Raw genomic sequence first — 22,762 nt, 5'->3', positions numbered from 1 at the left:
CTAGCCCAGCTTTGGCGCCTTCAGCCGGCGCTTGTTGACGTGGTGGCTGGGGGCCTCGGCCGCCACTTCCTCGGGATATTCGCCCTTGAAGTAGAAGCGCTGCCAGGCCTCCTTGGTGGCCTCAGGGTCGCGCTTGAAGATCAGGCTGTTGAACTCACTGCGCTTCTCGGCCCAGACATCGTACTGCCGGCGCAGGTCGAGATTGCTGTTCATCGAGCGGATCACCGGCTGGACGTTATCCATGGCCTTGTCCTGGATCATCATGATGAAACAGAACGGCTCGCCCTTCTCGAAGCGCACCGTGCCGGGGCGAGTGAACAGCCAGTTCATCGTGAAGGGGAAGGGCAGCCAGTCGGTCTCGACCAGGCCGGCCAGGGGCTGGATACCGTCCTTGATGTGATTGGGCGGGCCCATGGTCAGGATCGACCAGCCCGGCGGGGTGCGGAACAGATAGCCGGTATGGAAGGTCACCGTGCCGCGCGAGAAGTGCGATTTCACGAACTCGCTGAAGCCCGGATAGGGGTGGTCCGGCTGGAACTTGATGCACTCCTGGTGGGCCCCGCCGTCCCAGGTCATCGAGAAGCCGACCGGGCACAGGATCTCCCAGCCCGAGGTATTGGCCATGGACAGCGGCAGGCAGCGATAGGGATGGCGGTCGGCGAAGTGGTCCATCCAGGCCCGTTGCGGGCGGCCCGGCACGATCTCCGGCGGGCGGTTCTCGGTGGGATAGCACTCCAGTTCCATACCGCGCGTCTTCCTGTTTCCTTGACCCTGGGTTCTGGTCTAGCGCCCGCAGGGCGAGCCCGTCTAGTTCCCCGAACGCCAAGCCTGGGCTAGGAAGCCCACATGAAGACCCGCGCCGACCTCTTTGCCTTTTTCGACGCCCATGGCATCGCCCACACCACCCTGGACCATCCGCCGGTGTTCCGGGTCGAGGAGGGGCTGGAGATCAAGGCGGCCATGCCCGGCGGCCACACCAAGAACCTGTTCCTGAAGGACGCCAAGGGCCAGCTCTGGCTGATTTCGGCCCTGGGCGAGACGGTGATCGACCTCAAGCGCCTCCACACCGTGATCGGCTCGGGCCGGCTGTCGTTCGGACCGGAGGCGATGATGATCGAGACCCTGGGCGTCAGGCCGGGCTCGGTGACCGCCTTTGGCCTGATCAATGACAGCGAGCATCGCGTGCGCTTCGTGCTCGACGCGGCTCTCGCCCAGGCCGATCCGGTCAATTTCCATCCCCTGGGCAATGACGCCACCACGGCGGTGAGTCAGGCCGGCCTGCGTGCCTTTCTCGCGGCCCTGGGGATCACGCCGATGATCGTTGATTTTGAGGCCATGACTGTCGCCTGACAGGCGAACCGGCGATTGCGGATGTCGTCCTGAAGGACCATCTTGAGCGCGAAGACCTTCCTGTCTGAGTGAGACCCTTTCGATGAGCCTGATCGGTGCAAAGCCCGCCCCCATCCCTGCCGGGGGTCCGGCCGGCAAAAGCGTGCACATCAAGGACGGCACTGATGCCAGCTTCATGGCCGATGTCATCGAGGCCTCGAAGACCCAGCCGGTCATCGTCGACTTCTGGGCCACCTGGTGCGGTCCCTGCCGTCAGCTGACCCCGGCCCTCGAAAAGCACGTCGCTGCCGCCGGCGGGGCGGTCAAGCTGGTCAAGATCGATGTCGACAAGAACCCTGGCTATTCGGGCCAACTGCGCGTGCAGTCGATCCCGACCGTCTATGCCTTCGTCAACGGCCAGCCGGTCGACGGCTTCCAGGGCGCGGTGCCCGAGAGCGAGATCAAGGCCTTCATTGCCCGCCTGTCCGGCCCGCCGGCCCAGAGCGACCTCGACGCCCTGCTGGCCATGGGCAAGGAATCCCTCGATCTCGGCGACATCGGTGGCGCAGCCCAGGCCTATGCCCAGGCCCTGCAGATGGATCCGGCCAATCTGAAGGCCATCGGCGGCATGGCCCGCTGCTATCTGGAGAGCGGTGACCTGGAGCATGCCGCCGAGGTCGCGGCCCTGGCCCCCGCCAATGCCCGCGACCCGGATCTGGAAAGCGTCCGCGCCGCCCTCGCCCTGGCCGCCGACGCCCCGTCCGAGACCGCGCCGTTCGAGGCCCGTCTGGCCGCCGACGAAAACGACCACGAGGCCCGTTTCGAACTGGCCAAGGCCCTGGCCGGGGCCGGTCACCTGCAGGCGGCCGCCGACCATCTGCTGTCCCTGATCGCCCGTGACCGCAGCTGGAACGACGAGGCGGCCCGCAAGCAGCTGCTGACCGTGTTCGAGGCGGCCGGACCGATGTCGGACGTCGCCAAGGCCGGCCGCAAGCGGCTGTCGGCCATCCTGTTCAGCTAGGGGTTCACATGCCGGGTGCCCTTCGACGGCTCAGTGACCTGCCGCTGGTGATCCCGGTGTTCCCGCTCGACGGGGTGCTGCTGCTGCCCGGCGGCCAGCTGCCGCTCAACATCTTCGAGCCACGCTATCTCAACATGCTGGACGACGTGATGTCGGGCGAGCGGATGATCGGCATGATCCAGACCCGGCCGAAGGGCGCGGGCCGGGCGAGCGACCACGGCCCCAGCCTCGCCCCGATCGGCTGCGCCGGCCGGGTGACCAGCTTCGCCGAGACCAGCGACGGCCGCTATCTGATCACCCTGACCGGGGTCTGCCGGTTCCGGGCCGGTGATGAACTGCCGGTGCGCACCCCCTATCGCCAGGTGCGGGCCGACTTCTCGTCCTTCGAGGCCGATCTGCGCGACGACGGCCTGGCCTCGTCCGCGGCCGATCCGGCCCCGCTGCTGGCGGCCCTGCGCCGCTATCTGGACCATCGCGGCCTGGCCATAGACTGGAGCGGTGCCGAGGCCGCTCCTTCCGACGCCCTCGTCAACAGCCTGTCCATGGCCCTGCCGTTCGATGCCATCGAGAAACAGGCCCTGCTGGAGGCCCCGACCCTGGCCGACCGGCGCGCGACCCTGGTCGCCCTGCTCGAGATCGATGCTGCCGTCGACGATGATGACGAGCCGCCCTCGATCCAGTGAGCCCCCTCTATCCAGCCGGAAAGGGGAGCGGTAGACAGGGGACATGACCGCGACCCCGACCCCGCCGCCCGCCGATATCGACCCGCGCCTGCTGGAAGTGCTGGTCTGTCCCGTCACCCGCACCACCCTCGACTACAACCGCGCCCGGGGCGAACTGGTCAGCCGGGCCGCCAAGCTGGCCTATCCGATCCGCGACGGCGTACCGATCATGCTGCCCGAAGAGGCGCGATCGCTCGAAGACGGCGAATAATAGCCATGGCGTTCGACGGCAGCGCCGTAAAGCCGCCGCGTCTGGCGTCGCTGGACGTCCTGCGCGGCCTGACCATCGTCGGCATGATTCTGGTCAATTCGGCCGCCTATCTGCACTATGTCAGCGGCTATGACGTCTTTCCGGCCCTGATGCATTCGGCCTGGGCCGGCTTCACCCTGGCCGACGCGGTGTTTCCGGCCTTCATCTTCATGACCGGGGTCTCGATCCCCCTGGCCACCGCAGAGCGGGGTCTGGACGTCGGCGGCCTGCGCCGGCTGCTGGTGCGGACCGGCCGGCTGATCCTGCTGGGCCTGCTGGTCAGCAACATCTACTGGCTGGCCACGCCCGAAAGCGTGCTGTTCCGTCCCATGGGCGTGCTGCAGCGGATCGCCCTGGCCTTTCTGGCCGCCGCTGTCCTTTACCGGATCACCGGACCCCGTACCCGCCTGACCCTCGCGGTGGGCCTGCTGCTGCTCTACTGGCCACTCTGCCTGGCACCGTTCCCGGGCGGTACGGCCGACCTGATGGCCCCGGGGTCAAGCCTGGTCGCCTATGCCGACCGCCTGGTGCTGGGAGCCTATACCTATGTCAAAGGCCCGCTGGGCTATGATCCCGAAGGCCTGCTCGGCACCCTGCCGGCCATAGCCCAGGCCCTGATTGGGGTCGCGGCCGGAGAGTGGCTGGCGGCCCGGCGCGGCGCGCGGGGCCTGGCGGTCGCCGGGGCCCTGCTCCTGGTGGTCGGTCTCGCCTGGGGGCTGGCCTTTCCGGTCGTCAAGGACCTGTGGACCAGCAGCTATGTCCTGGTCTCCAGCGGAGCGGCCCTGCTGGTGCTGGCAGCCCTGCACGAGGCTTTGGACATCCGGCTCTGGCGGGTGCCCGGGCGGGACTTCCTGACCGATTTCGGGGTCAATGCCATCTTCGCCTACGTGCTGCACGAGCTGGCCTCGATCATCCTGACCGCCCACATGCTGAAGATCCCCTATGACGCCGCCTCACCGGTCGTCGGTACCAAGGCGGCAGCCCTGATCCCGGTGGTGATCTTCATCGGCCTCGTCTGGGCGGTGGTGGCCTATATGCGGCGCAGGAACTGGATCGTGAAGGTTTGATCCTCCCCCTGAAGGGGGAGGCGGTCGCGAAGCGACCGGAGGGGGAAGTCCCCACTGTTCATGGCACCCCCTCTCCGTCGGCTGCGCCGACCCCTCTCCCACAGGGAGAGGACTTTCAGAGCGCCTGACCGCGCAGCAGGCGGGGCAGGTCGCCCACCGCGCCGCCGGCCTCGTGCATGAAGAAGCGCCGGGCCGGGGCGATGCGGTTGACGGCCGCCAGGCCGATACCGCGGGCCAGGCGCAGCAGCGGATTGTCGTTCGAGAACAGCCGCACAAAGCCGTCAAAGGCCAGGGCATTGGTCACGGTGTCGAACCGCCGCCAGCGGGCATAGCGTTCCAGCACCACCTCGCTGCCGAGATCCTCGCCGCCGCGCAGGGCTTCCACCAGCACCTCGGCCAGGGCCGCCGCATCCTTCAGACCCAGGTTCAGGCCCTGCCCCGCGATCGGGTGGACGCCGTGGGCGGCATCGCCGATCAGGGCCAGGCGCGGCGCGACCATGCGCTCGGCCAGGGACAGGGACAGGGGATAGACGAAGATCGGGCCGACGATCTCGACATCACCCAGAAACTCGCCGAACCGCCGCATCAGGTGGGCGTGGAAGGCTTCGGGCCTCGCCCCGCTCAGGGCCTCGGCCCGGGCCGTGCTCTCGGTCCAGACCAGGCTGGCGCGGTTGTCGGTCAGGGGCAGGATGGCGAACGGGCCGCTGGGCAGGAAATATTCGTGGGCCACGCCCTCGTGCGGGCGCTGCATCTTCACCGTGGCGACCACGCCGCTCTGGCCGTAGCCCCAGCCGATATCGCCGATGCCGGCGGCCTTGCGCAGGGTCGAGCCCCGGCCTTCGGCGCTGACGGCCAGGGGCGCGCTGAGCACCCGTCCGTCGGACAGGGTCAGGCGCGCGCCTCCGGCGTCGACCTCAAGATGGTTGGCCGCCATCGGGGCGATCACCGGGATCCCGGCCCGGGTCACGGTCTGGGACAGGGCCGCGCGGATCTGGCGGTTCTCGATCAGATAGCCCAGGGGCTCGCCGTCCGAGCGGTCGGCGATCTCGCTGGAGTCAAAGCGCAGAAAGGCCGGCGAAGCGCCGCGCGCGGCGGCACCCGGGGTGCGGCCGTCGGTGACCAGGATCTGCTCGATGCGCTGGGCGTGCGGCTCGAGGGCCTCGCCCGCACCGAGGGTCCGCCACTGCCGGAAGCTGGAATAGGCGATGGCCGAGGATCGCCCGTCAAAGGTCGGGGCCAGCTGGGCCTCGAACGGCTGGGGATCGACCAGTAGCGGCCGCAGTCCCCCTGAGGCCAGGGCGAGGGCCAGGGTGGATCCGGCCATGCCGGCTCCCGCGATGATCACATCGGCGTCGTGCGTGCGCATGCAGCGGATATGGGCCTGTGGGCTGGGGGTGTCTAGAGGCAGCGTGGCCACCACGGGCCCCCTCCTGGCTGCTCCGCAGCCGTCCTCCCCCGGAGGGGGAAGACGCGCTCATCTTCCCCCTCCGGGGGAGGAGCGCGAAGCGCGGAGGGGGCAAGTCCTTCAGGCTGATTTTGGCAAAGCCCCCGCCATCTGCTATAGGCCGACCTTGACCCCTGAAATCCTCCCGACCCCGGACCGCCCCTTGAGCGTCACCCTCGATCTGTCGCGCGTCACTGGCGCGGCACCTGCGCCGAAGCCGCTGATCAATCTGTCGGGCCTGACCCGGCCGCAGATGGTCGCCGCCCTGACCGAGTCGGGGGTGGCCGAGCACGGCAAGGCCAAGATGCGGGCCACCCAGATCTTCCGCTGGATCCACCATCGCGGGGTCACCGACTTTGCGATGATGACCGATGTCGCCAAGGAGACCCGGGCCCGCCTGGCCGAGGTCTTCACCATCGCCCGGCCCGAGATCGTCGAGCGTCAGGTCTCCAAGGACGGCACCCGCAAGTGGCTGATCCGCATGGCCCCGGGCATCGAGGTCGAGGCGGTCTATATCCCGTCGGTCGGCCGGGCCGGCGCCCTGTGCGTCTCCAGCCAGGTCGGCTGCACCCTGAACTGCAGCTTCTGCCACACCGGCACCCAGGCCCTGGTCCGCAACCTGACCGCCGCCGAGATCGTCGCCCAGGTGCAGGTGGCCAAGGACGACCTGGCCGAATGGCCGTCGGACAAGGACGACCGCCTGCTCAGCAACATCGTCTTCATGGGCATGGGCGAGCCGCTCTACAATCTGGGCCAGGTCGCCGACGCCATCGAGATCATCAGCGACAACGAGGGCATCGCCATCTCGCGTCGCCGCATCACGGTCTCGACCTCGGGCGTCGTGCCCCAGCTCCAGGCCCTGGGCGAAACGACCCAGGCCATGCTGGCCATCAGCCTGCACGCCACCAATGACGCCCTGCGCGACGTGCTGGTGCCGCTGAACAAGAAGTACCCGCTGGAGCAGCTGATCGCCGGCATCCGCGCCTATCCAGGCATCAGCAATGCCCGCCGGGTGACCTTCGAATATGTGATGCTGAAGGGCGTCAATGACAGCCCCGACGAAGCCCGCGCCCTGATCAAGTTGATCAAGGGCATTCCGGCCAAGATCAATCTGATCCCGTTCAATCCCTGGCCGGGCAGCGACTACCAGTGCTCGGACTGGGCCGCGATCGAGGCCTTTGCCGCCATCGTCAACAAGGCCGGCTATTCCTCGCCGATCCGCACGCCGCGCGGCCGCGACATCCTCGCCGCCTGCGGCCAGCTGAAGAGCGAGAGCGAGAAGGTCCGGGCCTCGGCCCTGCGCCAGCTGTCCATGGCGGCCATGGCCGGCGTGCTGGATGATGATGAGGACGACGCGGAGGCATAGACGCCTTCGAAGCGAGCCCCCTACGCAACTCTCGCCGTCCCGTGATAGGACTTGGTTTCTTCGTTCCAAGGGTATCCGCGTTCATGCCGTCCCAGCTCCAGTCGCCCGAGGTCCAGGCCTTTGCCACGGGCTTCCCCGTCACCCTGATGCATGCGGGCGTGACCCTGCTGATGCTGATCATCGGCACGGCCCTCTATGCGATGCTGACCCCGCACCGCGAGATCAAGCTGATCCGTGAAGGCAATTCGGCCGCCGCCCTGTCCCTGGGCGGGGTCATGGTGGGCCTGGCCATTCCGCTGGCCATTTCCCTGACCGCCTCGACCTCGGTGATCGAGATCGTCATCTGGGGCGCGGCCACGATTGCCGTGCAGCTGCTGGTCTTCCGGTTGACCGACATGGTGCTGCAGGGCCTGCCCGAGCGCATCCATGAGGGCGAGGTCGCCGCCGCCGCCCTGCTGGTGGGGGCCAAGCTGGCCACCGCCCTGATCCTCGCCGCCGCCGTGGCCGGCTGAGCCGGAAAAGCGAGGGCCCCGCCCGTGCATTTTCCCAAGCTCCCCGACTGGCTGGTCTATGCCGCCGCCGTCAGCGCCCTGCTGATCGTCGCGGTCGGCCGGCAGGAGCGCTCCGACGCCCCGCCGCCGCCGCCGCCGGTGCCGGGCGAGGAGGGCCTGCCGCTGGGGCCGGCCTCACCGTTCGACCCGTCCATCGTCGTCCAGGTTCCGAGCAAGCCCGAGCCGGGTTCGGGCACGGCCTTTTCGGTCGGTGACAACGGCACCTGGCTGACCGCCCGCCATGTCGTCGATGGCTGCAAGTCAGCCGCCATCGTCGTGGCCGACGGCCGCGGCGTCGCGGCAAAGATCACCCTCGACCCGCGCGCCGATGCGGCCATCCTTACCACCGAGGGCGGGGCTCCCGCCGTGCCCCTGGGTCTGGAGGAGCCCCTGCGGCGCGGGGCGCGGGCCTATCATCCGGGCTTCCCCCAGGGCCATCCGGGCGAGGCAGCCTCGCGCCTGCTGGGCCGCGAGAACCTGGTCGTCCATGGTCGTGGCGCAAGGACCGAGCCGGTGCTGGTCTGGGCCGAGGTCGGGCGCACCGACACCCTGAAAGGCACCCTGGCCGGTCTCTCCGGGGCCCCGGCCCTCGACAGTGCAGGCCGGGTGATCGGCGTCACCGTCGCCGAGAGCCCCCGTCGCGGCCGGATCTATACGACCGCCCCCGAGACCCTGCGCACCCTGCTGGGTCCCCACCGGCGCGGCAGCGACTTCGCCGTCGGCGAGGCGATCACCACCGAGAACTATGGCCGCGTAGCCGACGGCCTGAGGCGCGACCTGCGCGTGGCGCAGGTGGTCTGTCTGGGGACTTGAGGTCGATAGTCCTTCCCCGTCAGAGGGAGGACCTTTAGGCCGCCGTCGCCGCTTCCGCCCGCCGCTCGATCTCGCCCTGCTTGGCCGCGACCATGAAGGACAGGACGATGGCCACTATGCCGATCAGGGCGGTGTAGAGGAAAAACGCCGTATAGCCCGCTGCCATGGCCGGCGCGCTGACCCCGAGCTTGGCCCCGGCGGCGGTGAAGCTTTCCGGCGGCAGGCGGGTGAACAGGCCCTTGAGGGCACCGATCGGGCCGCCGGCCTCGGCGGCGATGGCCGAGGCCTCGACGATCCGGCCCGACTGCGAGGCGATCAGCTTGCCGGGCAGGGCGTAGAGCGATGAGAACAGGGCATATTGCGTGGCCGTAAAACCGGCCGTGGTCAGGCTGGACATGTAGGCGATCAGGGCCGTGCCGGCGATGCCGCCGGCCACATTGTCGATACAGATCGCCCAGAACAGCACCGGCACGCTGTGACCGCTCATCGCCAGCCAGGCAAAGAACAGGTTGCTGATCGGCTGGGCGAAGGCTCCGATGACCAGGGCGCGCATCAGGCCCAGACGCGCCACGATCACCCCGCCCAGGAAGACGCCGATCATCGAGGCGACGATGCCGAACACCTTCCGGATCTCGGCGATCTCGACCAGGGTAAAGCCCATGTCGCGATAGAACGGGTTCATGATGTTGAGCACGAAGTCCGAGACGCGATAGACGCAGATCGCCGCCAGGATCAGCCCGGCCACGCCCGAGAAGCGCTTGGTGAAATCGATCAGGGGTTCGCCGAAGGCGGCCGACATATAGACGCCGGGCTTGGTGCGCACCTTGGGGATCGGCCATGCGGCCACAACCACGATGCCCAGGCCCGCCAGGACGCCGAGCAACTGCAGCCAGACGCCGTTGGGCTTAGCCTTCCAGGCCTCGGCCAGGGCCTCGCCGCCGACCAGTTTCGACAGCAGGGAGGCATCCCCCGACAGGCCCGAGCCCAGGGCTAGGGCCCCGACCAGCAGAATGGCCAGTCGTGCGATCCATTCCAGGATCTCCAGGGCGCGAGGCTGGTTGACGTCGCCGGTCGGGATCGGCCGGACCGTGTGCTCGGCCTCGCGCGGGGCCCAGAGAGTGGCCAGGACCCCGATGCCGACCACCACGCCCATGACAGCATAGGAGAAGTTCCAGCCGAAACGCTCGGCCAGCAGCAGGGGCCCGGCCCCTGCGGCGATCATCGCCACCCGGTAGCCCCACTGATAGGCCACCACCATCGGCCCCTGTTCTTCCTTGTCGGCGACTTCGATCCGCCAGGCGTCGATGACGATGTCATGCGAGGCCGTGGCAAAGCCCACGGCCACGGCGGCCGCGCCCAGGGCTGCCAACTGCGAGGCGGGATTGAGGGTCGAAATGGTCCAGAGGCCCAGGATCATCGCGGTCTGGAAGACCAGGATCCAGGCCCGCCTATGGCCCAGCAGACCGTGCAGCACCGGGACCCTGGCGCGGTCGATCAGCGGGGCCCACAGGAACTTGAACGAGAAGCTCAGGGTGGCCAGGCTGAAGAAGCCGATCACCGCCAGGGACAGGCCGGCGTCGCGCAGCCACAGCGACAGGGTGTCGAAGATCAGCATGTAGGGCAGGCCGGAGGCGAACCCCAGGCCCAGCATCACCAGGCTGCGGCGCTCCAGAAAGAAGGCCAGGGTCTGGAGCAGGGTCTTCTTCGGCGCGGCCCCTTCCGAAGCGGCCTTGGGCTGGTCTGTCATGCGGCGTCCCCCTGGCGGGGAACGCCCCGGCCTCAGCCGGCGACCTTGGCCCGCGTCGCGGTTTTCGTCCAGACGCCGGGGGCATTGGGGCCTGTCCAGCGGGTCAGCACGTCGCGCAGGGCCGTGTGGGTCAGGGGCTTGACCAGAAAGTCGTTCATGCCGGCCGCCAGACAGGCCCGGCGGTCCTCGTCGAAGGCGTCGGCGGTCAGGGCCACGATCGGGGTGCTGACCCCCTGCTCGCGCAGGCGGATGGTGGCGTCGAGGCCGTTCAGGACCGGCATGCGCAGATCCATGACGATCAGGTCATAGCTGTCGCTGGACAGGGCCGCGACCGCCTGCTCGCCGTCGGCGACGCGGTCGACCTTGCAGCCTTCGCGTTCCAGCAGGGTGCGGGCCAGCAGGGCATTGATCGGATTGTCCTCGGCCAGCAACACCCGGACGCCGGGGGCGGCGGCCGGGGCGATGCGATCGTCCTCGGCCGGACGTTCGGCCCGCTGGGGGCTCTGGGTGGTGGCCTGCAGCACCTGGGCGACGATCGAGGCGGCCCGCAGGGGCTTGATCAGATAGCCGCTGAAACCGGCGCTCTTCAGCCGGTCGATGCGGCCGCGCTGGTCCGGCGTCAGCAGGACCACGGCCCGGCGGCCGACCGGAGGCCGCAGGGGCCCGCGCGGTCCTGCGAGGGCGGCATCGATCAGCAGGACCGCCTCGGCGGGGGCGGCCGCCAGGGCTCCGGCCACGGTCGTGGCGACCACGGCCCGTCCGCCGGCGGCCTCGATCTGGCGCGCGGTAGCCGTGCGGACAATGGCATTGGCCGAGGCCACGGCCACGACTCGTCCGGCCAGGGGGCGCGGGGGTGTCGCCGGATCAGCGCCGGCAGCGGCTGCATGCTCAAAGGCGGCCTCGAACCAGAAGTCGGCCCCCTGGCCGACCTCGCCGGCGACCCCGGCCTCGCCGTTCATGGCCCGGGTCAGGCGCGAGACGATGGCCAGGCCCAGGCCTGAGCCCCCCAGCTGGGTGCGGTGGCTGGCATCGGTCTGGACGAAGGCCTCGAAGATCCGCTCGCGGGCGTCCGGGTCGACACCCGGCCCGGTGTCGGCCACGGAGAACCGGACCCGGCCGCCGGCGGTGGTCGCGGCCGTCAGCAGCACCCCGCCGGTCTCGGTGAACTTCACTGCATTGCCGGCATAGTTCAGCAGGATCTGCCGCAGCCGGCCCTCGTCGGCCAGGATGGTCGGCAGGCCGGCCGAGACAGCCCAGGCGATCTCGATACCCTTTTCCTGGGCGCGCGGGCTCATCAGCTCGGCGACCTGGCGCAGCAGGGCCTCGATATCGACCGGGGCCAGCGTCAGATCGATGGCCGTGGCCCCGAGGCGGGCAAAGTCCAGCACGTCATTGACCAGGGACAGCAGGTGGTCGCCGCTTTCGCGCAGGGCGGTGACATAGGCCCGCTGCTCGGCCGTCAGGCGGGTGCCTTCCAGCAGCCGGGCCATGCCCAGAACCCCGTTCAGGGGCGTCCGGAACTCATGGCTCAGGGTGGCCAGCTGTTCGGGCGTGACGCCGTCTGAGGTGCGGGGAATGCTCATGGGCGTGAAGCCTAGCGGCTGCGACTTAACGCCCGGTCAAAGGCGGAGGGATCCGCGATCGCTGATCGGCAAGGACTGCTGCCACTCCGCTGTCAGCAGGCTCAGGATAGGCTGCTGCCAACACCAGGAGCCGCTCATGTCCGACCTCGTCTTTTACACCCATCCCATGTCGCGCGGCCGCATCGTCCGCTGGATGCTGGAAGAGATCGGTCAGGCCTATGAGACCAGGGTCCTTCACTGGGAGACCGCAGACACCCGGTCCGCCGACTATCTCGCCATCAATCCCATGGGCAAGGTGCCGACCATCGTCCATGACGGGGTCATCGTCACTGAATGCGCCGCCATCTGCGCCTATCTCGCCGATGCCTTTCCGGAGGCCGGTCTGGCCCCTCCGGCCCATTGTCCGCTGCGCGGTCCCTATTATCGCTGGCTGTTCTTCGGGGCCGGTCCGATCGAGCAGGCCGTGGCCAGTCAGGCGCTGAACCTTGAACCGACGCCTGAGCAGCGCACGTCACTGGGGTTTGGCTGCATGACGGATGTCCTGAACGCCGTCGAAGCGGCGGTCAGGGACCGGGTCTATCTGGTGGGCGACCGCTTTACGGCCGCAGACCTCTATCTCGTCTCTCACCTGTCCTGGGGGATGAGCTTCGGGACGATCGAGAAGCGCCCGGCGTTCGAGGCCTATGTGGCACCGCACCTCCAGCGCCCCGCCAATCTGCGGGCCGATGAGATCGACAATGCGCTCATCCCGGCCGGTGCCCAGCCGCCGGCGTGAATCCGGACCTCGCGGCGCGGTCTTACCGGTTCAGCCCTGCGGCTGACGCCGGCCGATCGCTATTTCGCGTAGACGACCCGGCAGTCGCCCTCGATCGTGGTGTAACGGCCATGGGCCGCGTCGACGAACGAGATTCGGCCGCCCTCGTCATACTCGACCTTGCCGGTCGATCGCCCGGCATAGGTCTGGGTGCCATCGGTCCAGCAGACGATGTCGGCAGGCTTGTCGCTCCAGGTCGCTTCCCGGCTGGCGCGCTTGCTGTCGGTACAGGCCGTGGTGGCGAGGGACAGCAGCAGGAGTGAGGCGGTCAGAACCAGGCGCATGGGGCGGGTCTTTCAGGGCGCGCCCCGGGGTTCGGGGCAGGGCGATCGGTCAGGGATCCGGCGCGATCCGGGTGACAGGTTCGCGATGTTCGGCCGGGTGCGTCAAGCGCCAAGGCTCAAGCGACAAGGGCCAGGCCCGCGCCGGGGCTCCCGTCGTGTCGTGCGGACCGGACCGCTCAGACCGTCCCCTGTCCCAGGCCCGGCGTCGTCTCCTCGCCCGGGGCGGCTGAGCGTCGATGCGCCAGGGCCTCGGCCACATGCAGGCGGCGCACCCCGTCTGCACCCTCGAGATCGGCAATGGTCCGCGACAGGCGCAGGACCCGGGTCCAGCCCCGGGCGCTGATCCGGCCGGCCTCGGCGGCGCGGGCCAGCAGGCTGCGGCCGGCCTCGTCCAGGCCGGCGATCTTTTCGAGAAAGGCCCCCTCGGCCCGGCCATTGAGCGTCTCGAGACTGCCGGCCGCCTCGGCCCGGTCCATCTGCAATTGGCGGGCGCGGGCCACCCGCGCGGCGACCTCAGCCGAGCCCTCGACCGGCGGCGGCAGGGCCAGGTCGGCGGCGGTGACGGCGGGCATGTCGACCGACAGGTCGATGCGGTCCATCAGCGGGCCCGAGACCCGGCCCTGATAGTCGCGCTGGCAGCGCGGGGCCTTGCCGCAATAGCCGCGCCCCGCGCCGCCATGGCCGCAGCGGCAGGGGTTCATGGCCGCGACCAGCTGCACCTTGGCCGGATAGCGCACATGGGCATTGGCCCGGGCCACCATGACCTCGCCGGTCTCCAGCGGGCCGCGCAGGCTGTCCAGCGCCTGGACCCCGAACTCGGGCAGTTCGTCGAGGAACAGCACGCCATTATGGGCCAGGGAGACCTCGCCGGGCTTGGCCCTGTGCCCGCCGCCGGTCAGGGCCGCCATGCTGGCCGAGTGGTGCGGCGCGCGAAACGGCCGCGCCCGGGTCAGGGCCCCGCGGGCAATCAATCCGGCTACGGAATGAACCATCGAGGTCTGCAGGAGCTCGGCCGAGGACAGCGGCGGAAGCAGTCCCGGCAGGCGCTGGGCCAGCATCGACTTGCCCGAACCCGGCGGCCCGACAAAAAGCAGGTTGTGGCCCCCGGCGGCGGCGATCTCCAGGGCGCGCTTGGCGTGTTCCTGACCCTTGACGTCGCGCAGGTCCCTGGCCCGCTCGCCCTCGATCACCGGCCCGGGCGCGGGCGCGCCCAGCACCTGACTGCCCCGGAAATGGTTGATCAGGGCCACCAGCGAGCGCGGAGCCAGGATACGGGTGCCGCCGGCCCAGGCCGCTTCCGGCCCGCTGGCCTCGGGACAGATCAGGCCCAGGCCCAGGGCCCCGGCCGCCATGGCTGCCGGCAGGGCCCCGGCGGCCGGCACGATCCGTCCGTCCAGGGACAGCTCGCCCATGGCCGCCCAGCCGTCGAGGGCATCCAGCGGCACCACCCCGATCGCCGCCATCACCGCCAGGGCGATCGGCAGGTCAAAGTGGGTGCCCTCCTTGGGCATGTCGGCCGGGGCCAGGTTGGCGACAATGCGCTTGCCGGGCAGGGACAAACCCAGGCCGGCAAAGGCCCCGCGCACCCGCTCTCGGCTCTCGGCCACGGCCTTGTCGGCCAGGCCGACAATGACAAAGACCTGCTGGCCCGTGGTCAGCTGGACCTCGACATCGACGCGCCGGGCCTCGACGCCCTCGAAAGCCACGGTGACGACCTTCGCGGCCATGCCCGCCTCAGGGTTGGGTTGGACTTATCCACAAGCCAACCACGCGACACAGGGCGTAGCAAGAACGAAAAACGAACATTTCGGGAAATCAGGGTTTTAGCGGATCCGCCAAGGCCCCGATCCGCGACGGATCAGGCCTGGCCCGCCCGGATTGCCTCGATACGATCCCACAGCACCGCCGAGGCATCCGCGCCGCCGAACCGCTTCAGCTGCTGGGCCCCGGTCGGCGAGGTGACATTGATCTCGGTCAGGTACTCGCCGATCACATCGATGCCGACGAACAGCAGGCCGCGCCGCTTCAGCTCCGGGGCGATGATGGCGCAGAGCTCCAGATCGCGGGCGGTCAGCTCGACCGCCTCGGCCCGGCCACCGACCCGCAGGTTGGAGCGCACCTGGCCGGCGGCCGGCACGCGGTTGATCGCGCCCACCGGCTCGCCGTCGACCAGCAGCACGCGCTTGTCGCCCTTGCTGACGGCCGGCACGAACTTCTGGGCGATCACCTGCTCGCGGCCGATCATGGCGTGCAGTTCCAGCAGGGCGTCGAGATTGGGGTCATCGGCCAGCAGCCGCGCCACACCCGATCCGCCGCCGCCATAAAGCGGCTTCAGCACGATGTCGCCGTGCCGGGCCCGGAAGTCGTAGATCGCCTCATGGTCGCTGGTGATCAGGGTCGGCGGCTGCACGCCCGGGAAATCGGTGACGAACAGCTTCTCGGGCGCATTGCGCACCTCGGCCGGGTTGTTGACCACCAGGGTGTGGGGGTGGACCTTTTCGAGGAAGTGGGTGGCGGTGATATAGGCCATGTCGAACGGCGGATCCTGGCGCATCAGCACCACGTCGACGTCGTCCTTCATGTCCAGCAGCACGACCTCGCCCAGGGTCGCGTGCGCGCCCCTGGTGGCGGTCAGGACCAGGGACTGGGCGCGGGCAAAGACCCGGCCGTCCTCCATCGACAGCTTGTCGGGCGTATAGACCCACAGCCGGTGACCCCGGGTCTGGGCTTCCATCATCATCTGGAAGGTGGTGTCGGTGTCGATATTGATCCCCTGCACGGGGTCCATCTGGACGGCGACTCTCAACGACATGGACGACTCCGGATCAGGCTGGCGCGGCGACGCGGGGCGTCCCGCACGGCGACTGCCTAGTTAAGGCGGCGAGGGGGGGAATGCGAGGGGGGAAGATGAAGTGCGTCGATCCCGTCTTCCCCCTGCGGGGGAAGACGGTCGCGAAGCGACCCGTAGGGGGCCAGTGGCCTTGGCCGGGGAACAGCGCCCCTTCGCGCCGAAGGGAGGCATCCTTACATCTCACGGCCAGACCGGCACGCTACAGCCTCCAGAAGATGTAAGGATGAGCGGGACGCCGGTGCATCCGCTTTCGGGCGGGAAAGCAAAGCGTGCTTTCGACCCTAGGTGGACGATCGCAAGGTCAGCTATGTGATTGCGCGCGTGGCTTGCCTCGGCGACAAGACCCTATGGCTAGGTCGAAAATCGGCGACATCGTCGAGATATCTACGGGGCGGGGCTTGGCCTACGCTCACCATACTCATCGACATGCAATGTACGGATCGCTGTTGAGGGTGTTCACGGGCTTCAACGCAGAGCGTCCAGACGTTCTCCAGGTTGTCAGCCGACCTGTTCAGTTCTCCACATTCTTCCCTCTGAACGCCGCCGTGACACGGAAGCTCGTCCAGATTGTCGGGCGCGCACCTGTTGCTTCTTCCCTCACTCTGTTCCCCACCTTCAGGGCTGGAGTGGTTGACCCTCTAACCGGAACCATAGGTACTTGGTGGCTATGGGACGGCGAAAACGAATGGTGCGTTGGTGATCTGACCCCTGAGCAGAGACAATTTCCTGTTCGCGGGGTGATGAACGACACCGCTCTTTTCGAGAGGATTGAGCAGGAATGGAACCCGGCGGTCGATGTCCGCTAACCACCCTAGTCGGACCTTCGTAACGTCTGCTTGTGAGCCTCAAAACGGTTGAGCTAGAGTGCACCCATGGCGTCCAACCACCAGACAGGCGGTTCACGAGGGTCTTGCCGTCGCGTGGACGCTCTCCAGATAGCGGTCGGCCTCGGCGTCGCCGCCCTATTGTTTTTTGCCGGTTTCGCCTGGTCCAACGCTTTCGCCTCGGGCCTAGCGCGCGGCCTTTTTATTGTAGTTTCAGCGTTGGCGATCGCCTTATTCTCCGCGATCGGGCCAAGCTTTTTGGTTCGCTCGCGGACTGCGGTCCTTAGTTCTTTGGTCTGGTGGTTGCTCTTGGTCCTTATTGGGAGCGCCGTCACTCTGACCAAATCTGGAGACTTCGACGAGGGCGGGCCGGCTGGGCTAGCGCTCGTCTTGGGATTCTATCTGGGGCTTCCGATCGCGCTCCTGGCCACAATAATAGCAGGGCTTCTTGGCCGACTGCTCAACGATAAGCACTGACCGCGCTCGAAGGTTTCTTTCCGCTTGCCTCCCTTCACAGACCTTGGCGAGGTCCGCTTGCGAGCCAGAGGTCGAACGTCCCGTTTCGGGTGGTGGCCTGATATCCGCTCCCGACCCATGTCGGACCTCCTGAACCCCTCTCTCTATTAGAGAGGGGTTCCGAGGGCCGCCATCCACCCTCAACAGCCCTTCGGCATGTCCGCATCCGGCGCGGGCTGAGCCGGGCTGCCAGCCCTAGCCGCTAGTTCAGCCTCAGCCTCACCCGCTCCCGCGCCGCGCGGGCCGCGATGGTCGCGCCACCGTCCAGGGTCTGGGCCTGGGCCAGGGCCTGCAGCGCCCCCGCCAGAGCCCCCTGACCCTCACGCGCGGCGGCGACGTCGAGCCAGGGGCGGTGGTCGGCCGGATTGAGCAGGGCCCGGCGCAGGGCCGAGCGCTCGGCGCGGGGCCAGTCCTGGGCCTGCTGAGCGCGGGCAAAGATGTTGTTCTGTAGGCGGATCAAGACCGCCCGGTCGGTCACCGGGGCCATCAGCAGGTCCAGACGGGCGGCGACATCGGGCATCAGACCGGTGCGCAGGGCCCGCCGCGACAGCTCAACGGGCAGGACCACCCGGCCCTCGCCGAACGGATCGAGCGCCAGGGGCCCGGCTTCGGACTCGATCCGCAGCAGGAAGTGGCCCGGAAAGTCGATGCCGTGCAGGGCCAGGCCCGCCGTCCGCGCGGCGTGCAGGTAAAAGATCCCCAGCCCCACCGGCAGGCCGAGGCGCCGGCGGGCTATGGCGATGACATCGGCATTGTCGGGATGGTCATAGGTGGTCACGTCACCGCTGAGCCGCAGGTCGCCGGCCAGGGCCTCGGCCACGGCCTCCTCCGGCGATTCCGACTGCAGGCGTTCGGCCAGGCGCTCGCCGGCCTCCCGGGCCAGGACGAGAGCCGGGGCTGGATCACGATCGGGGTCGTCATGCAGGGCGCAGGCCAGGGCCGCCTCGAACAGCGGAAAGTCCGCGTCGGTGCCCTGGCCGATCCGCGTCAGCACCGCCTCGGCCGCCTCGCGGCTCATGTCCCCTCCTGCCAGGCATCGCGCAGGTGGCGGGGCCAGCGACCGGGGGCCATGGCCATCAGGTCGAGGCGGACGGTGAGAGGGCTCAGGCGATGGCGCGAGCGGGCAATATGGGCGGCGGCGCGGCGCAGGCGGGCCCTCTGGTCGGCGGTGACGGCATCGAGCGCATCCTCGAGCCGGGCCCGCTGCTTGACCTCGATCACCGCCAGAACCGGTCCGCGCTGGGCCAGGAGGTCGATCTCGCCCAGGGGCGTGGCCAGGCGAAAGCCGAGAATGCGATAGCCCTTCAGCATCAGCCAGGCGGCGGCCAGCACCTCGGCGCGACGGCCAGACTGGCGCGCCTGGGCACCCCGGACCTGGCGGGCGGCGGTCATCCCGCCTCGTCCGGCCCGGCAGCGGCGTCCTTGAGGGCCAGGGCCTGGCGGTAGAGGTCGCGGCGTGGAAGGCCCAGGGCCTTGGCCACCTCGGAGGCGGCCTCGCCCAGGGGCAGGCGGGACATGGCCTCGCGCAGGGCGCTCTCGGCGTCGCCGGCCTGGACCGGGGCCTCCGAGCCGGGGCCGACCAGGATGACGATCTCGCCCTTGGGACTGTCGAAGCGCGGATCGGCGGCCAGCACGTCCAGCGGGCCGCGGATGCAGGTCTCGTAGAGCTTGGTCAGTTCGCGGGCCACGGCGGCGTCGCGCGGGCCGAAGACGGCGGCCATGTCGGCCAGGCTGTCGGCGACCCGCGAGGCCCCTTCATAGAAGATCAGGGTGGCGCGGACCGGGGCCAGTTCCTCGAAGAAGGTCCTGCGGGCGGCGCTCTTGGGCGGCGGGAAGCCGGCGAACAGGAAGCGGTCGGTGGGCAGGCCGCCCAGGGTCAGGGCCGCCAGGGCCGCCGAGGCCCCGGGGATCGGAAAGACCTGATGGCCGGCGGCGATCGCCTCGCGGGCCAGGCGGAAGCCGGGATCGGATACCATCGGCGTGCCGGCGTCCGAGACCATGGCCACCCGCTCCCCGGCCTCCAGGCGCTCAAGGATCTTCGGTGTTACCCGGTCGGCGACATGTTCGTCATAGCGCTCCAGCCGCTTGGAGAGCTGGTAGGCGGCCAGCAGCTTGCCCGAGACGCGAGTGTCCTCGGCCAGCAGCACGTCGCAGGCATTCAGCACGTCCAGGGCCCGCAGGGTGATGTCGCGCAGATTGCCGATCGGCGTCGCCACCAGATAGAGGCCCGGGGCCAGGGGCGCTTCGGACAGGGCAGGCGGGTCGGGGTGGCGGCTCACGCGGGGATCCTTGCCGCGCCGGGAGACGCGGGACTGTTTCGGAGCGCAGTCCTATCAGGTCGCGAGCGCGCCTGTCAGCCGGTCCAGCACCAGGCGCCCCGCCCGGGTGGCGCGCAACCGCCGGGGGTCATCGGCCAGCAGGCCCAGCTCGACATGGTGGCGGACCTTGGCGGCAGCGGCGCTCAGGCCCAGCTCGGCCAGGTCCTCAAAGGCCACGCCTTCATCGATCCGCAGGCCCAGCAGCAGCCGCTCCTCGGCGGCCTCACTGGCCGAGAGGGTCTCGCGCTCGAAGCCGAGGCCGGTGTCGCGCACGGCGGCGACATAGTCTGCGATCCTGCGATGGGCGGTGGTGGCGATGCGGCCGTCGGCCAGGGTCAGGCGGCCATGGGCCCCGGGGCCGACGCCGACATAGTCGTGGCCCCGCCAGTAAACGAGATTGTGCCGCGACCGCGCCGCCTCGCCCCGGGCATGGTTGGAGACCTCATAGGCGTCGAAACCGGCGGCCTCCAGCACGGCCTGGGTGGTCTCGAACAGGTCGTGGGCCAGGTCTTCGTCCGGCACGACCAGCTTGCCGCGTCCGACTGCGCGGTCGAAGGCGGTGCCGGTCTCGATGGTCAGCTGATAGGGCGAGACATGTTCGGGCCCGAGGGCCAGCACGGCTTCCAGCTCGGCTCGCCAGGCCTCGACCTTCTGGCCGGGGCGGGCATAGATCAGGTCGACCGACAGGCGCGGAAAGGTCCGGGCCGCCACGGCTATGGCTCGCCGGGCCGATCCGGCATCGTGATTGCGGCCCAGCAGGGCCAGGGCCTCATCGTGCAGCGACTGGACGCCGAGCGACAGGCGGGCCACGCCGGCTGCCGCCAGGGCCTCGAACCGGCCGGCCTCGGCGTCGGTGGGATTGGCCTCGAGGCTGATCTCCAGATCGTCGGCCGGCGACCACAGGCCCCTGGCCGTCTCGATCACGCGGGCGACCTGGGCCGGATCCATCAGGGAGGGCGTGCCGCCGCCGAAGAAGATCGACAGCAGCCGGCGCGGTCCGGTCAGGGCGCGCTGGGCCACCAGGTCGGCGACGATGGCGTCGGCCAGCTGGGCCTGTTCCTCGGTCCGCCCCCGGTCGCGCACGACATTGAAGTCGCAATAGGGGCAGATCCGCGCGCAATAGGGCCAGTGGATATAGACGCCGAGGGGGGCGGCCTCACTCAAACAGCGCGGCCTTCAGCTTTTCGAAGGCCCGGGCCCGGTGGCTCATGGCGTCCTTGGCGGCCGGCTCCATCTCGCCGAAGGTCAGGGCGTGGCCATCAGGCACGAAGATCGGATCATAGCCGAAGCCCCGTGTGCCGCGCGGCGGGAAGGTCAGGGTGCCGTGGACCTCGCCCTGGACCACGACCGAGGGCCCGTTGGGCCAGGCGACAGCAAGAGCCGAGGTGAACCAGGCGCTGTGATCGTCCGAGCCGGTTTCTTCCAGCCGCGTCTCGACCTTGGCCATGGCCTGGGCGAAATCCTTGCCGGGCCCGGCCCAGCGCGCCGAATAAACGCCGGGCGAGCCGCCGAGCGCGGTCACTGAAAGTCCGGAATCGTCGGCCAGGGCGATCAGGCCCGACAGGTCGGCGGCGTGCCGGGCCTTGAGCAGGGCATTGCCGACGAAGGTCGTCTCGGTCTCTTCCGGCTCGGGCAGGCCCAGGGTACCAGCGGCGACCAGTTCGAACCGTCCCTCCAGCAGGGCCGCGATCTCGGGGACCTTGCCGGGATTGTGCGTGGCCACTACGAGCTTAAGCCCAGGCTCCAGTCTCAGCGCCATGATCGGCTCCTTGAGGAAATCACCAATGCGGCTCCTTTACTCTGCCTTGTCGCCCTTTGCGCGCAAGGTTCGCATCGTGGCGCACGAAAACGGCTTTACCGGCGCCATCGTGCTGGAGACGGTCGCCCCGTTCACCGACGAGAGCCTGAGGGCGACCAATCCGCTCAGCCAGGTGCCGGTCCTGATCCTCGCCGACGGCGAGATCCTGTTCGACTCGTCGGTGATCTGCGACCATCTCGATGCGTCGGGCGGGGCCGGCCTGATCCCGGCGGCGGGCCGGGACCGCCGCCAGGCCCTGACCCTGCAGGCCCTGGCCGACGGCATGGGCTCGGCCGCCATCGCCGTCGTGCGCGAGCGCATGCGCCCGGCCGATGACCAGCGTCCGGAGCTGATCGACCGCCAGCTGCGCGCCATCATCGCCGGCCTGGACCGGCTGGAAGCCGAAGGCTTCAGCGACTCCCGTTTCGCCATCGCTGAAATCGCCGTCGCGGCCCAACTGGCCTATTTCGACGCCCGCCAGGTGATCGACTGGCGCGACGGTCGACCCACCCTGGCCGCCTGGTTCGAGGCCGCCAGCCGGCGCGAGTCGATGGTTGTGACTTCTGTGCAACTCACCTGATGCCGATCGACCATCATTGCCAAAGTTTAATATCGTTTATCGATACTCAGCATTGTTGAAGCCCAAATCGGGGACTATCAGTGGAGCATGGACGCCGCCGACCCTGGCCGGCGTCCGGCCACCTCGATGGATCCGCCCGCCATGTCCGCCGCCCGCCTGTTCAGTTTCGCCGACAAGGCCCTGATGACCGTGCTCACCGTGGCCCTGATCGTGGGCGTTCCGGTCTCGGCAATCACCTTCGTCGTGCAGACTCTATAGGGACAATCGGCGGGTTGACGCTCCGCCCTGATGCGGAGCAGGCTTTGACGCCCTGGGGAGGGTGAGGGGGAGGCAAACATGCGCGCCTTGGGGCCCGGTTCGGTATCGAGCTTTCTGAAGATCATCCTCGACGTCATCTATGTCGGGCTGTGGATCTTCGTCAGCCTTCTGTCCCTGTTCACCCTCGTCGCCCTGCTGTTCAGCTTCAATCCTGAGCTACTCGCCCAGATTCTGCCGATCAGTGACGCGGTCGAGGCCGTCAGCCGTGACGGCCCGCTGTTTGCCGGTGCCCTGGCCGCCTGGGCCCTGCTGCTGGGCGGCTGGATGTTCATTGTCGAGCGCCTGCGCCGGATCTTCGTCACCCTGACGGCCGGCGACCCTTTCCATCCGGACAATGTCCTGCGCCTGCGGATGATCGGCCTGATCCTGGCCGGGCTCGAGGTCGGGCGTTACATCTTCTCGGGACTGGCCCGCTGGCTGGCCCCCAAGGCCGAGGTCATCGACGACAGCTTCACCCTGACCGCCTGGTTCTCGGTTCTGGTTGTCTTCGTCCTCGCCGAGATCTTCCGCGAAGGCGCCCGCCTGCGTCGCGAAGCCGAACTCACCATCTGATCCGCGGAGATCCC

24 protein-coding genes are annotated in these 22,762 nt (G+C 69.0%); 12 read left to right on the top strand and 12 right to left on the bottom strand.

From position 1 onward, the window contains the following. Entirely contained in the window at window positions 1-744 is a 744-nt protein-coding gene (locus AQ619_RS16520) for a DUF6065 family protein (protein WP_062150205.1), read from the bottom strand. A gap of 102 nt (window positions 745-846) precedes the next feature. Between AQ619_RS16520 and AQ619_RS16515 the strand changes: the two genes are divergently transcribed. The 5 genes from AQ619_RS16515 (at window position 847) to AQ619_RS16495 (ending at window position 4,389) form a co-directional block, all read left to right on the top strand. Next, complete coding sequence (locus AQ619_RS16515) at window positions 847-1,350, top strand: prolyl-tRNA synthetase associated domain-containing protein (RefSeq protein ID WP_062150204.1); 504 nt, start codon at window positions 847-849, stop codon at window positions 1,348-1,350. A gap of 82 nt (window positions 1,351-1,432) precedes the next feature. Further along, entirely contained in the window at window positions 1,433-2,350 is a 918-nt protein-coding gene (locus tag AQ619_RS16510; RefSeq protein WP_062150203.1) for a thioredoxin family protein, read from the top strand. Between the two features lie 8 nt (window positions 2,351-2,358). Then, complete coding sequence (locus tag AQ619_RS16505) at window positions 2,359-3,033, top strand: LON peptidase substrate-binding domain-containing protein (RefSeq protein WP_062150201.1); 675 nt, start codon at window positions 2,359-2,361, stop codon at window positions 3,031-3,033. A gap of 43 nt (window positions 3,034-3,076) precedes the next feature. Then, window positions 3,077-3,283, top strand: coding sequence for a Trm112 family protein (locus AQ619_RS16500; RefSeq protein WP_062150199.1), 207 nt, complete (start codon window positions 3,077-3,079; stop codon window positions 3,281-3,283). A 5-nt stretch (window positions 3,284-3,288) separates the two neighbouring features. Continuing rightward, window positions 3,289-4,389, top strand: a complete 1,101-nt coding sequence (locus AQ619_RS16495; RefSeq protein ID WP_062150195.1) for an acyltransferase family protein — start codon at window positions 3,289-3,291, stop codon at window positions 4,387-4,389. Between the two features lie 115 nt (window positions 4,390-4,504). Here the strand turns inward: AQ619_RS16495 and AQ619_RS16490 are convergent, their stop codons facing one another. Next, window positions 4,505-5,755 (bottom strand): UbiH/UbiF/VisC/COQ6 family ubiquinone biosynthesis hydroxylase, encoded by a 1,251-nt coding sequence (locus tag AQ619_RS16490; protein WP_062150192.1) that lies wholly within the window; start codon window positions 5,753-5,755, stop codon window positions 4,505-4,507. Between the two features lie 241 nt (window positions 5,756-5,996). On the opposite strand from AQ619_RS16490, the gene rlmN reads away from it, so the two are divergent. The 3 genes from rlmN to AQ619_RS16475 all read left to right on the top strand — a co-directional run bounded on the left by rlmN (window position 5,997) and on the right by AQ619_RS16475 (window position 8,563). Further along, on the top strand, window positions 5,997-7,199 hold the full coding sequence (rlmN, locus tag AQ619_RS16485; protein ID WP_062150189.1) for a dual-specificity RNA methyltransferase RlmN: 1,203 nt from the start codon (window positions 5,997-5,999) through the stop codon (window positions 7,197-7,199). Window positions 7,200-7,282: 83 nt separating this feature from the next. After that, window positions 7,283-7,711, top strand: a complete 429-nt coding sequence (locus tag AQ619_RS16480; RefSeq protein WP_062150186.1) for a DUF350 domain-containing protein — start codon at window positions 7,283-7,285, stop codon at window positions 7,709-7,711. Window positions 7,712-7,735: 24 nt separating this feature from the next. Continuing rightward, window positions 7,736-8,563 carry a S1 family peptidase gene (locus tag AQ619_RS16475; protein WP_062150183.1) on the top strand — a complete coding sequence of 276 codons (828 nt, stop codon included), beginning with the start codon at window positions 7,736-7,738 and terminating at the stop codon, window positions 8,561-8,563. Window positions 8,564-8,597: 34 nt separating this feature from the next. Here AQ619_RS16475 and AQ619_RS16470 read toward each other — a convergent pair whose 3' ends face one another. Beyond that, window positions 8,598-10,310: an AmpG family muropeptide MFS transporter gene (locus AQ619_RS16470; RefSeq protein ID WP_062150180.1), complete on the bottom strand. Its 1,713-nt coding sequence runs from the start codon at window positions 10,308-10,310 to the stop codon at window positions 8,598-8,600. 32 nt (window positions 10,311-10,342) lie between these two features. Further along, a complete protein-coding gene (locus AQ619_RS16465; RefSeq protein ID WP_062150177.1) occupies window positions 10,343-11,893 on the bottom strand; it encodes a response regulator in 1,551 nt (516 codons plus the stop codon). Between the two features lie 136 nt (window positions 11,894-12,029). Here AQ619_RS16465 and AQ619_RS16460 point away from each other — a divergent pair, with 136 nt between their 5' ends. Continuing rightward, window positions 12,030-12,668: a glutathione S-transferase family protein gene (locus AQ619_RS16460; protein ID WP_062150174.1), complete on the top strand. Its 639-nt coding sequence runs from the start codon at window positions 12,030-12,032 to the stop codon at window positions 12,666-12,668. A 59-nt stretch (window positions 12,669-12,727) separates the two neighbouring features. Here the strand turns inward: AQ619_RS16460 and AQ619_RS16455 are convergent, their stop codons facing one another. The 8 genes from AQ619_RS16455 to rdgB form a co-directional block, all read right to left on the bottom strand. Beyond that, window positions 12,728-12,991 carry a hypothetical protein gene (locus AQ619_RS16455; protein WP_062150171.1) on the bottom strand — a complete coding sequence of 88 codons (264 nt, stop codon included), beginning with the start codon at window positions 12,989-12,991 and terminating at the stop codon, window positions 12,728-12,730. A 176-nt stretch (window positions 12,992-13,167) separates the two neighbouring features. After that, the gene (locus AQ619_RS16450) at window positions 13,168-14,718 is read right to left on the bottom strand and encodes a YifB family Mg chelatase-like AAA ATPase (RefSeq protein ID WP_062150168.1); all 1,551 of its coding nucleotides are present in this window, start codon (window positions 14,716-14,718) and stop codon (window positions 13,168-13,170) included. 131 nt (window positions 14,719-14,849) lie between these two features. Further along, window positions 14,850-15,803 (bottom strand): glutathione synthase, encoded by a 954-nt coding sequence (gshB, locus tag AQ619_RS16445; protein WP_062150164.1) that lies wholly within the window; start codon window positions 15,801-15,803, stop codon window positions 14,850-14,852. Between the two features lie 1,581 nt (window positions 15,804-17,384). After that, window positions 17,385-18,200 (bottom strand): SirB1 family protein, encoded by an 816-nt coding sequence (locus AQ619_RS16430; protein WP_062150155.1) that lies wholly within the window; start codon window positions 18,198-18,200, stop codon window positions 17,385-17,387. Further along, window positions 18,197-18,574 (bottom strand): YraN family protein, encoded by a 378-nt coding sequence (locus AQ619_RS16425; RefSeq protein ID WP_062150153.1) that lies wholly within the window; start codon window positions 18,572-18,574, stop codon window positions 18,197-18,199. The genes AQ619_RS16430 and AQ619_RS16425 overlap by 4 nt, the downstream gene beginning before the upstream one ends. Then, window positions 18,571-19,461: a 16S rRNA (cytidine(1402)-2'-O)-methyltransferase gene (gene rsmI, locus AQ619_RS16420; protein WP_062150151.1), complete on the bottom strand. Its 891-nt coding sequence runs from the start codon at window positions 19,459-19,461 to the stop codon at window positions 18,571-18,573. The genes AQ619_RS16425 and rsmI overlap by 4 nt, the downstream gene beginning before the upstream one ends. 54 nt (window positions 19,462-19,515) lie before the next feature. Further along, a complete protein-coding gene (hemW, locus tag AQ619_RS16415) occupies window positions 19,516-20,664 on the bottom strand; it encodes a radical SAM family heme chaperone HemW (RefSeq protein ID WP_062150147.1) in 1,149 nt (382 codons plus the stop codon). Beyond that, window positions 20,657-21,259, bottom strand: coding sequence for an RdgB/HAM1 family non-canonical purine NTP pyrophosphatase (gene rdgB / locus AQ619_RS16410; RefSeq protein WP_062150144.1), 603 nt, complete (start codon window positions 21,257-21,259; stop codon window positions 20,657-20,659). The genes hemW and rdgB overlap by 8 nt, the downstream gene beginning before the upstream one ends. Window positions 21,260-21,284: 25 nt before the next feature. On the opposite strand from rdgB, the gene AQ619_RS16405 reads away from it, so the two are divergent. The 3 genes from AQ619_RS16405 to AQ619_RS16400 all read left to right on the top strand — a co-directional run bounded on the left by AQ619_RS16405 (window position 21,285) and on the right by AQ619_RS16400 (window position 22,748). Beyond that, window positions 21,285-21,878 carry a glutathione S-transferase family protein gene (locus tag AQ619_RS16405; protein WP_062150142.1) on the top strand — a complete coding sequence of 198 codons (594 nt, stop codon included), beginning with the start codon at window positions 21,285-21,287 and terminating at the stop codon, window positions 21,876-21,878. Between the two features lie 87 nt (window positions 21,879-21,965). Next, window positions 21,966-22,136 carry a hypothetical protein gene (locus AQ619_RS19205; protein WP_166504095.1) on the top strand — a complete coding sequence of 57 codons (171 nt, stop codon included), beginning with the start codon at window positions 21,966-21,968 and terminating at the stop codon, window positions 22,134-22,136. Between the two features lie 78 nt (window positions 22,137-22,214). Continuing rightward, entirely contained in the window at window positions 22,215-22,748 is a 534-nt protein-coding gene (locus AQ619_RS16400) for a DUF2975 domain-containing protein (RefSeq protein ID WP_062150140.1), read from the top strand. Window positions 22,749-22,762: the final 14 nt, after the last annotated feature.

The sequence above is a fragment of the Caulobacter henricii genome (assembly GCF_001414055.1).
Lineage (GTDB): Bacteria > Pseudomonadota > Alphaproteobacteria > Caulobacterales > Caulobacteraceae > Caulobacter > Caulobacter henricii.
The sequence above is the reverse complement of the archived record's forward strand: the minus strand, read 5'-3'. Positions and strand labels throughout refer to the sequence as shown.

Excerpts from the sequence above, each read along its gene's own strand:
- AQ619_RS16520 (WP_062150205.1), bottom strand. The coding sequence starts at position 744 with ATGGAACTGGAGTGCTATCCCACCGAGAACCGCCCGCCGGAGATCGTG.
- AQ619_RS16515 (WP_062150204.1), top strand. The coding sequence starts at position 847 with ATGAAGACCCGCGCCGACCTCTTTGCCTTTTTCGACGCCCATGGCATC.
- AQ619_RS16510 (WP_062150203.1), top strand. The coding sequence starts at position 1,433 with ATGAGCCTGATCGGTGCAAAGCCCGCCCCCATCCCTGCCGGGGGTCCG.
- AQ619_RS16505 (WP_062150201.1), top strand. The coding sequence starts at position 2,359 with ATGCCGGGTGCCCTTCGACGGCTCAGTGACCTGCCGCTGGTGATCCCG.
- AQ619_RS16500 (WP_062150199.1), top strand. The coding sequence starts at position 3,077 with ATGACCGCGACCCCGACCCCGCCGCCCGCCGATATCGACCCGCGCCTG.
- AQ619_RS16495 (WP_062150195.1), top strand. The coding sequence starts at position 3,289 with ATGGCGTTCGACGGCAGCGCCGTAAAGCCGCCGCGTCTGGCGTCGCTG.
- AQ619_RS16490 (WP_062150192.1), bottom strand. The coding sequence starts at position 5,755 with ATGCGCACGCACGACGCCGATGTGATCATCGCGGGAGCCGGCATGGCC.
- AQ619_RS16480 (WP_062150186.1), top strand. The coding sequence starts at position 7,283 with ATGCCGTCCCAGCTCCAGTCGCCCGAGGTCCAGGCCTTTGCCACGGGC.
- AQ619_RS16470 (WP_062150180.1), bottom strand. The coding sequence starts at position 10,310 with ATGACAGACCAGCCCAAGGCCGCTTCGGAAGGGGCCGCGCCGAAGAAG.
- AQ619_RS16465 (WP_062150177.1), bottom strand. The coding sequence starts at position 11,893 with ATGAGCATTCCCCGCACCTCAGACGGCGTCACGCCCGAACAGCTGGCC.
- AQ619_RS16460 (WP_062150174.1), top strand. The coding sequence starts at position 12,030 with ATGTCCGACCTCGTCTTTTACACCCATCCCATGTCGCGCGGCCGCATC.
- AQ619_RS16455 (WP_062150171.1), bottom strand. The coding sequence starts at position 12,991 with ATGCGCCTGGTTCTGACCGCCTCACTCCTGCTGCTGTCCCTCGCCACC.
- AQ619_RS16450 (WP_062150168.1), bottom strand. The coding sequence starts at position 14,718 with ATGGCCGCGAAGGTCGTCACCGTGGCTTTCGAGGGCGTCGAGGCCCGG.
- gshB (WP_062150164.1), bottom strand. The coding sequence starts at position 15,803 with ATGTCGTTGAGAGTCGCCGTCCAGATGGACCCCGTGCAGGGGATCAAT.
- AQ619_RS16430 (WP_062150155.1), bottom strand. The coding sequence starts at position 18,200 with ATGAGCCGCGAGGCGGCCGAGGCGGTGCTGACGCGGATCGGCCAGGGC.
- AQ619_RS16425 (WP_062150153.1), bottom strand. The coding sequence starts at position 18,574 with ATGACCGCCGCCCGCCAGGTCCGGGGTGCCCAGGCGCGCCAGTCTGGC.
- rdgB (WP_062150144.1), bottom strand. The coding sequence starts at position 21,259 with ATGGCGCTGAGACTGGAGCCTGGGCTTAAGCTCGTAGTGGCCACGCAC.
- AQ619_RS16405 (WP_062150142.1), top strand. The coding sequence starts at position 21,285 with ATGCGGCTCCTTTACTCTGCCTTGTCGCCCTTTGCGCGCAAGGTTCGC.
- AQ619_RS19205 (WP_166504095.1), top strand. The coding sequence starts at position 21,966 with ATGGACGCCGCCGACCCTGGCCGGCGTCCGGCCACCTCGATGGATCCG.
- AQ619_RS16400 (WP_062150140.1), top strand. The coding sequence starts at position 22,215 with ATGCGCGCCTTGGGGCCCGGTTCGGTATCGAGCTTTCTGAAGATCATC.